The sequence below is a fragment of the Sphingomonas citricola genome, assembly GCF_019429535.1.
Taxonomy (GTDB): Bacteria; Pseudomonadota; Alphaproteobacteria; order Sphingomonadales; family Sphingomonadaceae; genus Sphingomonas; species Sphingomonas citricola.
Window position 1 is genome coordinate 1 of sequence record NZ_JAHXZM010000010.1, and the last position, 12,642, is coordinate 12,642.

Sequence of the window (12,642 nt, forward strand, 5' to 3'; positions counted from 1 at the left end):
CGATCGAGGGGTTGGGGCGATAGCCGGCGACGGTCCGGCCGGCCTCGGCCGCCCTGACCCCTGCTGTGGCGGCTTCGAGACTGGGCGCGGTTGCGCCGGCGAGCGCCAGCGCCCGCTCAAGCGTGAGCGGGGGACTGGGCGATGCCGGCTCGGATGATTGCGCGTGCGCGATCGACGCGCACGACGCCACGGCCAATAAGGCCGCGATGAAACGGGACATGGTGACGAACTCCTGACGAACTTGGATTGCCGCGCGGGAAGCTCCCGGCGGATTAGGCGCTTGTCAGGCTTGGGGAGGTCGCAGAGCTGGGTCCGAAGGCACCGGTGCCATCGGGGCGTGGTTCCACGCTGGAGGAGCGACAGAGAGCCCGGTCACTGAGGCAACGAGCTTGGCCTCGAACGGAACCCCGATATGATGGCCATGGCAACCGCCATGATGGTGCGGATAGGCCTTATCGGCATCAGCCGGCACCTGGTCGGCGTCGCCGTCACTATGTTCGAGCGAGCTGGCAGCGGTGGTATCGACGCAGCCCACCGCCTCGGTCGCATGCGCGACCGATCCCAGCCCAAGCGACAGCACGAGCATGAGACAGAGGAACAAGGCGGAAAGCCGATGCATCGGCCTTCGCCTTAGCAGCTTAGCGAACGCCATGTAACGGCTGCCTGTAAGTGGAAGGGGCAGGCGTGGAAGCGTATCGCAGTTCGGCCCGCGCCTGTCGCATGATCTGGAATCCGCCCGACAGACCGAGCACGGCCATCAACGCGGCCACCACTAGATCGGGCCACGCGCTGTTCAGACCGAAGACGCCGCCTGCAGCCAGCACCACGGCGATATTGCCGATCGCATCGTTGCGCGAGCAGATCCACACCGAACGCATGTTCGCGTCACCGCTCCGGAAGCGGTACAACATCACCGCGACCACGACATTCGCGATCAGCGCCGCAATCCCCACAACGCCCATGACCTCGGCATGGGGCACAGCGCCGTGGAGCGCGCCCCACCCCGCCGCGAGCAGGACATAGAGCCCAAGCAGGGCAAGCGTCGCTCCCTTCAGCATCGCCGCACGCGCGCGCCAGGCTATCGCCATCCCAGCGACACCCAGGCTGATCGCGTAATTGGCAGCGTCACCGAAGAAGTCGAGCGCGTCGGCCTGGAGCGCCTTCGACCCGCCCGTGATCCCCGCGACGATCTCGATCGCGAACATGCCGCCATTGATCGCGAGCGCGATCCACAACGCGCGCCGCCACTTCGGGTCATTGAGGGTGCCCGCCTTGTCGGACGCGCAGCTCGTGCAGGCCATTTCGCCACCTCGATAGAATCGATCTGGCAGCCTATATGCACCCTCTAGTCGCTAGAGGGTCAAGCGCTGTGTCTGATAAACTGACGATCGGGAAGCTGGCTTCGGCGACGGGCACAAAGGTCGAGACGATCCGCTATTACGAGCAGATCGGCTTGCTGGCGGCGCCAGCGCGGTCGGCCGGAAATTACCGGACCTACGAGGGCGAGCATCTGCGGCGCCTGTCCTTCATCCGTAGAGCGCGCGATCTCGGCTTCTCGATCGACCAGGTCCGGGAGTTGATGGGGCTCGCCGATCGACGCGAACAATCCTGTATGGCCGTGGACGTGATCGCCAACCAACATCGTGATGCCATCACGCGAAAGATCGCTGACCTGACGGCGCTCGCGAGCGAGCTGGATGCGCTGATCGACTCCTGTAGCCGCAACACTGTGGCCGAGTGCAGGATCATCGAAGCCTTGGGTCCGAGCGCGGAGGCCCGCTCACACTGAGCGTTTCTAACGGGCGACGCTGGGCTCATGCGCCGATCGAGGCGCGCCGGTCTAAATCAGGGTGCGTGTCGACCCGACTTAGTGTGCCACGTGGCACACCTCCTGTGCAGGAGCGCTGGTCTAAGAAGGCCGTCCCTTGATGCCGAAGGCAACAGCGGGGACGGCCATGTTGCCTTCAACATAGCGCGTCTTCTGCGGCTTTTGAAGAAACAGTTCGCTTACAAAACCGAGGACCGCCTTGAAAGGCGGTCCCGGTGCTAGTTCCCTGATCGGGAAACGGACAATCCGTTGGATGCCGCATGTACCGATTTGATAGGGGTCGCTCTCTGTTGGGACAAGGCTCCTCAAAGGGCCGAATGCGCCACGTGGCACACCAACGGTCATCGAAAGCACGAAAATCGTGAGATGGGCGCTCTCAACGCACGCTAACTCAGCCTGAAAATCGTCAATCTTCGTGCTTTCGATGACCGTTTCCAGCTTCGGTCCTCAAAAGCACGAACGCCTCGCGAGACGCCATAGGCGGCAAGGCGCTACCTCCTGAGCGGCCCGATGTAATTCGTGCTTTTGAGGACCTGAGCAAAGGTGCCGCGCCTGATTTCGTGTCCTTGCGCAACAGCCCGGACCTTGTATCATCGAGAAGCGAAAGCCGATCACGACCAGAGCCCACCAAGCTGCTACTTGGTGGGCTCAAATCATGAAGGCTTGCTACCCGATGATGCCGCCAACGATTCCGATCAGCGTCCGAAATCCCGTAACGGGTCGATCGGTGGTCGTTCGAGGTGCTGGTGCGCTACGCGGCCGATTGATGCTCAGGGATGGTTTGGACCTCACCCGGCCGATCGCCGCGCAAGTTCTTAGGCCCGGTTGCTAACAGTGAGATAGCCAACCTGAAGCTGGCACCCCTCGCAACGGTCGTGGCTAGTAGGCACGCAAGATGGACTATCGCCCACGGCCCCGACCATCACCACTCCGATCCTTGTCTCGCTGTTTGATCCGCTCGCGTTCCTGCTCTTGCTGGCGGACACGCTCGGCGCGGCGCTCGCGCATGACTGCTTCGTAGAGCTTGTTGAGGTGAGGATGCGCGCGCTCAACCCTGGCACGCGCCAGCTCATCGCCGCGGTGACGCCGCTGCCCGGTCACGGGACCGAGATACTCCTTGATCTGACCTAGTCGCTTCGCGAGCTGCGTGGATCGCTGCTGCAACCCGCGCGCGGCCTTCTCCCAACTCGCGCGTGCTGCCTCGTAGGACGGACGCCGCAAGGTTGCCATCAGTCCTTTGGGCGGCAGCGGCTGCTTACGAGCATGATCACCTCTCACCGCCTCATGTCGCCGGTACATTCCATCCGCCCGCACCTGCGCGCGTTGCGCGCGTGCCTGTACGTCCGCCAGCTCGCGTCCGTGTTCGGCCGCCCAGCTCCGCACCACTCCTTCGCGGGTCGGGCGCTGGTCGCCCTGCGGACTTGCCGTCGACCTTTGATACCGCTCCCCTGCCCCACCACGCGTCTTGTCGACCATCGGACGCGCGAGTTCCGGCAACCGGATCTCGCGCCGGTCGGCAAAGGCCCGGGCATGATCCTGGTGACTACGCTCGGGACCATAGTCGCCGGCCATATCCTTTGCCCGATCGCGAGATAGCAAGAGGGCGAGACGGCCTTGATCGGCGAAGTCATCCCGACCATAATGGAGGTGCACGCGGTCGCGGTGACGCGTCATGCCGACATAGCTGCTGTGACGATCCATGCCCGGTGTTGCGAGCGCATGGGCGTCATCTACCGACACGCCCTGCGACTTGCCGAACGTAGCTGCATAGCCGTGATCGAATGCCGCATAAGCCTTCGCGTCGAATTGAACCTGACGCCCACCGTCCAGACGCACCGTCATGCTCCCAGGATCGGCTCGCTCGATAGTGCCTAGCGTGCCGTTCTTGACCCCCAGCGACCGCTCGTTCCGAAGGAACATCAAGCGGTCGCCCGCCGCGAAGTCGCGGGTGCCCCGGTCTGTCGTGAACGCCACGTCCTCGCCAAGTTCGCCACCAGCTCGAAGCCGGCCGCGCGCTTCCTCGTTCAGCTCGCGCACCTCGGCATTGGTATGGGTAAGGATGATCCGTGAACGGTCGGGATCGGCCTGGCGTTGACGATCCCACCCCTCCACCAGCTCGGCCCGCGCCGCCTCGCGCGTGTCGGCGGCATGGACCATGCCATGCGCGGCATAGGCATTCAGCGCCTCGGCCGTCCGTCCCGTGGCGAGCGCCCGCGTTGCTTCCTTCTGCCAGTCCTCCCGCTGCCGGCGAATCTCGGTAATCTCGGCCGCGCCGTGCCGCTCGGTGATCGACCGGAACGCTGCGCCCGCCTCGATCGCCTGAAGCTGCTCGGGGTCGCCCACCAGCACCACCTTGGCCCCGGCGTCACGGGCATGGGACATCACCCGCTCCATTTGGCGCGTGCCGATCATGCCCGCCTCGTCGACCACCAGCACGTCCTTGGGCCCGAGCTGGTCGCGTCCCTGCGCCCAGCCATGCTCAAGGCTGGCGATGGTGCGGGAGGTGATGCCGGAGCCGCCCTCCAGGTTCTCGGCCGCGATTCCCGACAGCGCCGCGCCGCGCACCTGGTAGCCCTCGCGCTCCCACGCCTCGCGCGCGACGCCCAGCATCGCGGACTTGCCGGTCCCGGCATAGCCCACGACCGACGCCAGACCGTCACGGCCGGTGATATGATCGAAGGCGTCGCGCTGCTCGTCGGACAGCGTGAGACCCCGCGCCTCGGCCGCCTCCAGCGCCCCGGCTCGCTGCCGGTGGGACACGCCATGATCTTGGCGCCGCGCCAGCTCGTCGCTGGCCTTCTCCAGCCGCGCCTCGGTCGCGATCATGTCACGGGAGGTGAACCGCTCCTGGTCACGCCCGTCCCTGCCCAGCGCCACCAGCTCGGGGCTGGCGCGAACCGCCGCCATCACTTGGTCGAACTGCTCCTTGCCGTCCGAATGCCGGAACGCGAATGCGGCCAGGTCGCGGGTAGTGAACGTCGCCTGCTGCCGGGTGATGCCGTCGAGCGCGATGCGCGGATCGGCCGCGATCTTCTCGCCGTTCTCGCGCGCGATCCGCCGGTGATCGTCAGCACGCTCGGCATCCTCGCCGCGGTCGAGCCGGCGCATGCCGGCCGGGCCGATCTTATGCTGCGGCTCCAGCTCGATGCCGCGGTCGGCATGGCTGCGATGATCGATCCGCGCCTCAAGCCCCAGCTCGGCCATGCGCTCGTTGACGTGGGCCGCCCATGCCTCGCGCCAGCCTTGCAATAGCTCTCCGCTGTTCCAGTCGCGGTTCTTCTGACCAAAGCCGTCCGGCCCCACGTCGCGCATCGACAGCATGACATGCGCGTGCGGCTTCGGACTGCCGTCCCTCGCCTTGTCCCAATGCACGTTGAGGTCCGCGACCATCCCGCGCTTCACGAACTGCTCGGCGACGAAATCGCGGGTGAGCGCGACGCCCTGCTTTTCATTCATCTCACGCGGGATCGAGAACTCCACCTCGCGGGCGAGCTGAGCATCCTTGCGCTTCTCCCCTGCCTCCACTTCGTTCCAGAGCACGGTGCGGTCGTTTAAACGCTCCGGTGCACCCTGCGGCAACATCACCTCGGAGTGGATGACGCCGGCCTTGTTCGAGAAGTTGTGATTCCGCCCAAGCCGCTCGTCATGCAACTCGGAGGCAGAGCGATAGGCGGCGGATGCGACGGCGCTGGAGCCGTTTGCACGACTGATAATTTTGGCGCTGAAATGATAGATCGCCATTGCGTCCAGTACCATGCACTTTGGAGCGCACGTCGGCAACGACGTATAAGCGCGCACTCACGATCTGCTACGCATCTCCTGACTGACTTCTTCTGCTTTTGGCTTGCGCTCCCCGTCTGCTCTGCCAAACTGCCTGAACAAGGAGAGCATGATGAGCCGTGCCTACGAGGAAGCGATGGAGCGACGCCGCGATGCGTATGTCGCTCAAGCGCTCGGGATCAGCGTCGACACGCTTGATGACTACCCCTTTGATCTGGACGAGAATGCCAGCGACGATGGCGTGGTCTACGGTTGGCGCATTCTGTGGAACGGGGAAGCTCCGCCCGGCGTCGATGCAAACGGAACATCGGGGCTGCTGTGGTCGGATATTCCTGCCGCGCTGGATGAACCCGATGAGGATGATCGCGATGCGTAGGGTGCGCGATTACGATGCGGAGCTGAAGGCACTCGGCGACAAGGCCAAAGCGCTCAAGGCGAAGCGGATCGAACAGCTCGGGACGCTGGTCACCGCAACGGGTGCTGACGCTCTCGATGCTGAAACACTCGCGGGCGTGCTGCTCGACGCGATCGGATCAAAGGATGCGAGCGCGAAGGAGGCATGGCGCGCGAAGGGCGCTGCCTTCTTTCAACGGCGCGGGCGCAAGGGTGGCGGCGCTGCTGCAATCGACGGATCGGGCGCTGCGACTGAACCGCGCGGCGACGCTGCGGACGGAAGCGGGGCAACGGCGAACGGATAGCAGGGGCTGGGTCGTGCAACGCCGCGAGCGCACCCGCCACCTGATCGAGCTGGGTGGCCTCGTCCAGAAGGCCGGGCTGGTCGATCTGGCCGACGACGATCGCGCGACGATCTACGGTGCGCTGCTGGAGTTGGTCGGCAAGGCCAGGAGCGAGGCTGGCGACACGCTGGCATTGTGGAAGCGCCGCGGCAGGCGGGCGTTCGACGCGGAAGAAGCTGACCGGGAGACGGGCGAATGATAACGATCGACCTCGACACGCTGCGAAGCGAAGTCCGCGCGCTCGACTATGTGCGCGGCAGCCCGGCCGAGGACACGATGTGGCGCGAGGACGACGAGGACGCCCGCGCCAACCTCGCGATCGAAGGCATGGCGCTGACGCCTGAGGATGACGCACTGTTCGACATGATGCGCGACGAACGGGTGCCCCCTGCCCTCGCCACCCAAATCCTTCTCAGACTGCTCGGCCATCCCGATGCCGATCCCGCGCTGGCGATCACTCCCGCCGGCGCGAGCCACTGATGCCGGCGCGGATCGGCCCGCTCTGGGCGCTGCTGATCGGCTTCATCGTCCTGATGGCGAGCAATAGCTGGCTCAAAGGCATTTTCGGTGTTGGCGAAATCGCGACCGATGTGCCGTTCCTGCTCACCGGCCTGGTCCTGTTCGGCATCTGGAAGTTCAATCGTCGTGGGCGCGCCCGCAACACGCTGATGGGTTCGGCCCGCTTCGGCGATGGGCGCGACCTGGCGAAGCTGGAAGGCTCGGGCGATCTCGTCATTGGACGGTCGGGCCGTAACAACAAGCTGCTTCGCTATGACGGTCCGGCCCATCTGCTGACGATGGCCCCCACCCGCTCGGGCAAGGGTGTCGGCACGATCATCCCTAACCTGCTGCTTCTCGACCGCTCGGTGATCTGCATCGACCCCAAGGGCGAGAATGCCCGCGTCACGGCCCGCACACGGGCCAGGAAGGGCGATGTGTGGTGTCTGGACCCCTTCGGCGTCTCCGGGCGTCCTGCGGCCCGCTATAACCCCCTGGCGTGGCTCGACGCCGCCAGCCCGGACCTCGCGGAAGATGCACAGACGATCGCCGACGCGCTGGTCCACGACGCGCCGGGACAGTCGGGCGAGGCGCATTGGAACGAGGAAGCCAAGGCGCTGATCGCCGGCATCATCCTACACACCGTCATCCACGAGCTCCCTGCCCTCGCCACGCTGGCGACGGTTCGCGACAAGCTCACTCGCGATCCCGCCGGCTTCGCCGCGCTGCTCACCGACATGCAGGCCAGCGCCGGCGCGCACGGCCTGATCGCGCGTGCCGCCAACCGCCAACTCGGCAAGTCCGATCGCGAGGCGGCCGGCGTGCTGTCGTCCGCCCAGCGGCACACCCACTTTCTCGACAGCCCGCGCATCGTGGACAGCACGTCGGCATCCGACTTCCGGTTCGCGGACCTGAAAGAGCGGCCGGGCACCGTATTCCTGTGCCTGCCGCCCGATCGGCTCGATACCTATGCGCGCTGGCTGCGGCTGCTAGTAAGCCAGGCGGTCACCGACATGGCACGCTCCCCTGCCCGGCCGGAACGCCCGGTCCTGTTCATGCTCGATGAGTTCGCCGCGCTTGGCCGCCTCGATCCTGTAGAGCGCGCGATGGGCTTGATGGCGGGTTACGGGATGCAGCTCTGGCCGATCCTTCAGGACATGCACCAGCTCAAGGCGACCTACGGCGAGCGCGCGGGCACGTTCATGTCGAATGCCGGCGTGATCCAGACGTTCGGGGTCAACGACCTTGCCACCGCCGACATGCTGTCGCGCACGATCGGCGACACCACCATCGAATATGAGACGTTCGGCACGTCAGGCCCGGCGAGCATCTTCAGCGACGGTACCCGTTCGGAAAGCGCCAGCGGCCACGTCGCGGCCCGCCGATTGGCGACGCCTGATGAAATCATGCGGATGAATTCCGATGATCTCCTGCTGCTGCGGCAGGGGCAGCATCCGCTCGTCGTCGGTAAAATCCGTTACTATGCGGAGCGCGAGTTCGCCGGGCTCTATGATCCGACATGATCCCACACACCGGAAAACCAGACGATAGGCGTCGGGATAGCGCCCCTCCCGCCCCTCAATCTGCGCGACGCTGACAGTCACACACCGCCGAATCGGCTTGGCTTTTCCCGGAAAGCCTGCGGCCGATAGGCCGCCTCTGTGACGGCGTTAGCCGGCACGCATCAAAGGTGCATTGGCCTGTAGGCCAATTCCGCATGCCCTTCTTTCGTTGGTTGAGCGGTGTGTCGCGGTTAAATGATTCTGTTAAATAGGAATCGTTAAGAAGGTTAAGGCTCAAAAATGAGCCAAAAAAGCGAGGACTTCTGCGGCTTTCCAGATAGGTCCGGTGTGTGATCCCACGTGATTCGGTGTGTGATCCCACGATAGCTCGGTGTGTGATCCCACGATGCTTGGGTGTGTGATCCCACGATAATCAATTGGCTATTGGCACCGCGATTACTGTCAATTCCGCACTCCTACCGTTCCCTCCGAGACGGTTCGGATCGTGCCCTGCTCACGACGGTGTGTGAAACCACGATAGTCAGCGTCCGCCGGCGAGCCTATCCATAAGGTCGTCCACCTCGGTCGCGCGGCGGCGATCGGCGTCGAAGCGATGCCGCCGTTCCTGTTCGGCCTCCAACCTGGCTGTCAACGCCAACGCCTCTGCCTCCCCCCGAAGACGGAACAGCACAGCAGGGCTACCATCTATCGTCGTCGTCAGCTCCATCGCATAATCGGGGAGTTGGTCGGCCTCCACCACCTTACGGAGCATCCGGTTGAACTCCTTAGGCTTGCTGTCGCTGCCGGTCTTGTCGCGCAGCACCTCCACCCGGCATGTCCACCCGCCCTTCTGGTTACCGGCGTGTTTGCGCGCGATCCGGTACAGGGCGCGTTCCAATCCGCCAGTGAGCAGGAAGTAGTCCTGGTGCATGGTGAGAAGCGATCTCTCTCCCATGATGCCCTCATAGACCCAATCGGACAGGGTAATGGTCATGCCCCGGGGCTGGTCCGTCTCAGGGTCCACCTCCAGCGTCCATTTGTCGAGCCAGTTGAAGCCGGCCTTGGTACGCCGCTTCGGAGCGCGGATCGAAGTGGATATGGAGGTCGTCTGGAGCCGTTGCAGCGCCGCTTGCAATTCCTGATAGGCTCGGCCGCTGGTATCGCGCTTGATCGCTCGAAGCAGGTCGTAGGATGTGGTTTTGAGGGTCCGAGGAAGGTCGTTTACCCCCTGCTCCCGCATCCGATTAAGAGTGGAGGCTGCCCATATGAGGATGTCGGCATCCCAGATGGTCGCCATGCCGTAGGCCGGGATCGCCTCGATCTTCACCCACGTCTCGCCGTCCGGGCTGCTGTACTCGATCGGCTTCACTCGCTTACGCTTCTGGAGCGAGAAGAACGGTCGTTCCATAGTCTCCCGCTGATCCTTGAGCGGAAGATCGCCCATCAACGGGATGAAAAGGTCGAACTCGGGGTTAGGGTTTTGACGTTTGGTCACTTAGCATCAATCCTGCCGTTCTGCATTTATGCAGGTGTGCACATTATCAAGAACGACCGAACTGCTTATCGGCCTCATACTTCGCGACTAGCTCACTGATCGCTTCGGCAAGAAGGTCCTGGTGGCTGCGCCTGGTTCTCGCCGCCAGCACCCTGAAGGCTTCGGCCGTGGGATCGGCCGGATCAAAGTAGGCTCCTAGGTGGTACTTGCCAGGTCGCTTGCCGCTTGATCGCGTTGCGTTCACCGGCGGTGCCGAGGGAGCGGACACATTCTCCTGCTCGGCCTCGGGACGCGATTGGGGTGTCATCGCTGGGGCTAGCAAGGAAGTCCGCTTTGCCATGTTCAAGCCTTCACATTTGCAGGTGTGCAAGGCATCAGATCATCAAATATGTGTTTTTGCAAGGCTGCAACTTCTTGCGCTGCCTTACCCTTGGGCTCATGCTCGATGACGCCGAGACCGTAAGGCCATGCTGCTCGGTAGGCACTCCGCTCCCGCAATACCGCGCGTGCCACACGCAATCCGGTCGCTTCGGCAAGTGTCCGAGCATCATCCAGCAGCGTAGTTGCCGTTGGAGGAGCCGCGTTCAGCACGACCACACCCATTCTCCCGGTGCTGGTGATAAGCTGCGCAGTCCGCTTGATCGCGTCCAAGTCGATCAGCGAGGGGCGGCACGGAATGACGACGAGGTCAGCACGCTGCGCCGCTGCCGCGGCCTCTGAACCGGCAGCTGGCGGCGTGTCGATGATGGTAAGAGCGAAACCGTTGGCCTCAGCCGCGTCGATCGCCTGGTTGAGCCTGCGCGCACTGATTGGTTCGACATGGGGCAGTTCGGCCGTCCGCCGTTCGCTCCATGCGGTCGCGCTCTCCTGCGGATCAAGATCGAACAAGGCCGTTTTGATCCCGGCCGCTTGGGCCGCAACCGCGAGATTGACCGCTAGCGTCGTTTTGCCAACGCCGCCCTTCTGAGCTGCAAGCGTGATTATCTGCACGTGTGCACACCTTCAATTATGTCTTTTTGATATTATGCAGGATAGCAGATTAGCACAACCCAGGGAGGACAGGCCTGCCACTGAAAGCGAGCGGGGCCAGTCACTGGCCTCCGCGCCCTACTTCAATCCCGCCGCGCGGCGACGGAGCAACTCGCGGGTGTTAAATCAGTACGCGCTCCACCTCGTCCAGGCTGACCGCATCGTGCCGCCGATCGTAGAGCTGGGTTGTCCGGGTAGAGGCATGGTTCGCCATGGCAGCGGCCTTCTCTAACGTGCCCCCATTCTTTAGGTAGGCGGTTATCCCAGTGGCCCGAAACGAGTGGTTGCCGATCGCGGTCCTGATCCCGGCGATAGAAGCGCGACGCCTCACCATCTGGAACGCATTGGCTTGGGGCAGGGGGGTTGTGCTTAGCTGACCCGTGCCCCGCGCGATCGTCCGGAACAGCGGTCCCTTGCGATCGTCGCCAAGCTCGCACCCGTCGATATAGGCGTACAGGTATGCCTCCAAGCTGTGGTGGCAAGGCATCTCATGCCGCTTGCCGCCCTTCTCGTGCAGCCGCACCCAAAGGCGCCGATCCTGCACATAGGCGTCTTCGACCCGCATCCCGAGCGCAGCGCCAATCCGCGCGAAGCTGAACACCATCAACGCGATCAACGCTCGATCACGCAGCCCCGCCGGCGTGGTCACGTCGATGCTATCGAGCAGTCGGCGCGCCTCCTCAGGCGCCAGCACCGGCGTCTTGCCCCGCTTCACACTATGGCTCGGCCCACGCACCGATCCGGCCGGGTTCACCGGCACGACCTGGCCAATCACCAGCCAGTCAAACAAATGCCGAATGCCAGCGAGCTTCTGTTTGACGGTCGGCGCGCTCACTGCACTCCTTAGTTCCTCGATCCATGCAGCGACGTGTAGCGGCTCAATATCGGCCAGCGCCCGCACCTGACGAGCATCGCACCAAACCAGGAAGTCGCTGGCGGCACGCATGTAGGCCTTGCGCGTATGAGCGTTACGGATCGCCACGGCGAAAAACTCAAGGAAGCGCCGCTGCGCATGTGCCTCGGCCGATGCGACCAGGGTAGGGAGGGTGAGGGTAGGCCCGAGGCGCGCAAGCTGCGTTGTCATTCGAAAAGGAATACCAACTCACCAATATTGTCTGTCTGCACCACGAAAACCCCTGCTTCGCTTCGGGCATTGGCGTAGATGGTATTTGTACCGCCCAACCGCATATAGAGGTCGCCTCCTGCATGAACCCCCTTGAGGGTCACGCCGGCCGTGTTAGCGAAACCGGCGACGTTACTGATCAGTGCACGCAGTTCCTCGTCCGTCAGGTTATCGAGGTCCCGGATCTTGCCTTGCATTGGTCGCCCGGGCGTCCGCAGCGCCATGGCCGTATCGACCATCAATTTGGCGGCTTCGTCCATCATAGCAAAAGTACCTCCTACATCCGATAAAGGACATTATCATATATAGCCGGTGAGGAAAGGTGGCTCGTGACTGCCCGATCAAAGGGGCTGCGAACCGGGCGTTCGTTCCATCAACCGACATGCGAGATATGACTCGCCCCACCGGGTCGCAAATGTCTCCGACACCTCGAACCACCCGGCGCCCGGCCCCCCGGCACCATGATATGCACCCATGCATGAACATTGGCATTCGTGCCCTTGCGCGTTCATGCATTGCGACGCGCACTTCTCCTGCTCACGATAGGGCTGGATGATGTAGAGCTTCGAATATTTGCCAAGAATGTGATTCACGAGATCGCTGAACCAATCTTGCGCCACTTCCCACCCTTTATAACGTTCGAGCCAATC

14 protein-coding genes and 1 pseudogene are annotated in these 12,642 nt (G+C 63.6%); 6 read left to right on the forward strand and 9 right to left on the reverse strand.

Annotated features, from left to right (window positions below; genetic code table 11):
• The 3 genes and pseudogenes from KZ810_RS16780 to KZ810_RS16790 form a co-directional block, all read right to left on the reverse strand.
• Positions 1 to 220: pseudogene (locus KZ810_RS16780) on the reverse strand (TolC family protein); the annotation flags it as partial.
• A 63-nt stretch (positions 221 to 283) separates the two neighbouring features.
• Positions 284 to 619 carry a hypothetical protein gene (locus KZ810_RS16785; RefSeq protein WP_143559681.1) on the reverse strand — a complete coding sequence of 112 codons (336 nt, stop codon included), beginning with the start codon at positions 617 to 619 and terminating at the stop codon, positions 284 to 286.
• A 19-nt stretch (positions 620 to 638) separates the two neighbouring features.
• The gene (locus KZ810_RS16790) at positions 639 to 1,301 is read right to left on the reverse strand and encodes a cation efflux transmembrane domain-containing protein (protein WP_088368466.1); all 663 of its coding nucleotides are present in this window, start codon (positions 1,299 to 1,301) and stop codon (positions 639 to 641) included.
• Between the two features lie 68 nt (positions 1,302 to 1,369).
• Between KZ810_RS16790 and KZ810_RS16795 the strand changes: the two genes are divergently transcribed.
• Positions 1,370 to 1,789 (forward strand): MerR family transcriptional regulator, encoded by a 420-nt coding sequence (locus KZ810_RS16795; RefSeq protein ID WP_219994280.1) that lies wholly within the window; start codon positions 1,370 to 1,372, stop codon positions 1,787 to 1,789.
• 939 nt (positions 1,790 to 2,728) lie between these two features.
• Here KZ810_RS16795 and traA read toward each other — a convergent pair.
• On the reverse strand, positions 2,729 to 5,569 hold the full coding sequence (traA, locus tag KZ810_RS16800; protein ID WP_082746203.1) for a Ti-type conjugative transfer relaxase TraA: 2,841 nt from the start codon (positions 5,567 to 5,569) through the stop codon (positions 2,729 to 2,731).
• Positions 5,570 to 5,720: 151 nt separating this feature from the next.
• Here traA and KZ810_RS16805 point away from each other — a divergent pair, with 151 nt between their 5' ends.
• The 5 genes from KZ810_RS16805 to KZ810_RS16825 are packed head-to-tail and all read left to right on the forward strand — an operon-like array spanning position 5,721 to position 8,366.
• Positions 5,721 to 5,984 carry a hypothetical protein gene (locus KZ810_RS16805; RefSeq protein ID WP_219770280.1) on the forward strand — a complete coding sequence of 88 codons (264 nt, stop codon included), beginning with the start codon at positions 5,721 to 5,723 and terminating at the stop codon, positions 5,982 to 5,984.
• Positions 5,977 to 6,306 (forward strand): conjugal transfer protein TraD, encoded by a 330-nt coding sequence (locus KZ810_RS16810; RefSeq protein WP_110150414.1) that lies wholly within the window; start codon positions 5,977 to 5,979, stop codon positions 6,304 to 6,306. The genes KZ810_RS16805 and KZ810_RS16810 overlap by 8 nt, the downstream gene beginning before the upstream one ends.
• A gap of 13 nt (positions 6,307 to 6,319) precedes the next feature.
• Entirely contained in the window at positions 6,320 to 6,544 is a 225-nt protein-coding gene (locus tag KZ810_RS16815; RefSeq protein ID WP_110150411.1) for a conjugal transfer protein TraD, read from the forward strand.
• On the forward strand, positions 6,541 to 6,825 hold the full coding sequence (locus KZ810_RS16820; RefSeq protein WP_110150410.1) for a hypothetical protein: 285 nt from the start codon (positions 6,541 to 6,543) through the stop codon (positions 6,823 to 6,825). The genes KZ810_RS16815 and KZ810_RS16820 overlap by 4 nt, the downstream gene beginning before the upstream one ends.
• Positions 6,825 to 8,366, forward strand: a complete 1,542-nt coding sequence (locus KZ810_RS16825) for a type IV secretory system conjugative DNA transfer family protein (RefSeq protein ID WP_219770281.1) — start codon at positions 6,825 to 6,827, stop codon at positions 8,364 to 8,366. Before KZ810_RS16820 ends, KZ810_RS16825 begins: the two co-directional genes overlap by 1 nt.
• A 520-nt stretch (positions 8,367 to 8,886) precedes the next feature.
• Here the strand turns inward: KZ810_RS16825 and KZ810_RS16830 are convergent.
• The 5 genes from KZ810_RS16830 to KZ810_RS16845 form a co-directional block, all read right to left on the reverse strand.
• Positions 8,887 to 9,840 carry a replication initiator protein A gene (locus KZ810_RS16830; RefSeq protein ID WP_110150409.1) on the reverse strand — a complete coding sequence of 318 codons (954 nt, stop codon included), beginning with the start codon at positions 9,838 to 9,840 and terminating at the stop codon, positions 8,887 to 8,889.
• A gap of 46 nt (positions 9,841 to 9,886) precedes the next feature.
• Complete coding sequence (locus KZ810_RS17460; protein ID WP_373369182.1) at positions 9,887 to 10,180, reverse strand: ribbon-helix-helix domain-containing protein; 294 nt, start codon at positions 10,178 to 10,180, stop codon at positions 9,887 to 9,889.
• Positions 10,181 to 10,182: 2 nt separating this feature from the next.
• Entirely contained in the window at positions 10,183 to 10,830 is a 648-nt protein-coding gene (locus KZ810_RS16835; protein ID WP_110150408.1) for an AAA family ATPase, read from the reverse strand.
• A 160-nt stretch (positions 10,831 to 10,990) separates the two neighbouring features.
• Entirely contained in the window at positions 10,991 to 11,953 is a 963-nt protein-coding gene (locus KZ810_RS16840) for a tyrosine-type recombinase/integrase (RefSeq protein ID WP_110150407.1), read from the reverse strand.
• Complete coding sequence (locus KZ810_RS16845; protein ID WP_110150406.1) at positions 11,950 to 12,255, reverse strand: profilin; 306 nt, start codon at positions 12,253 to 12,255, stop codon at positions 11,950 to 11,952. Before KZ810_RS16845 ends, KZ810_RS16840 begins: the two co-directional genes overlap by 4 nt.
• Positions 12,256 to 12,642 lie beyond the last annotated feature (387 nt).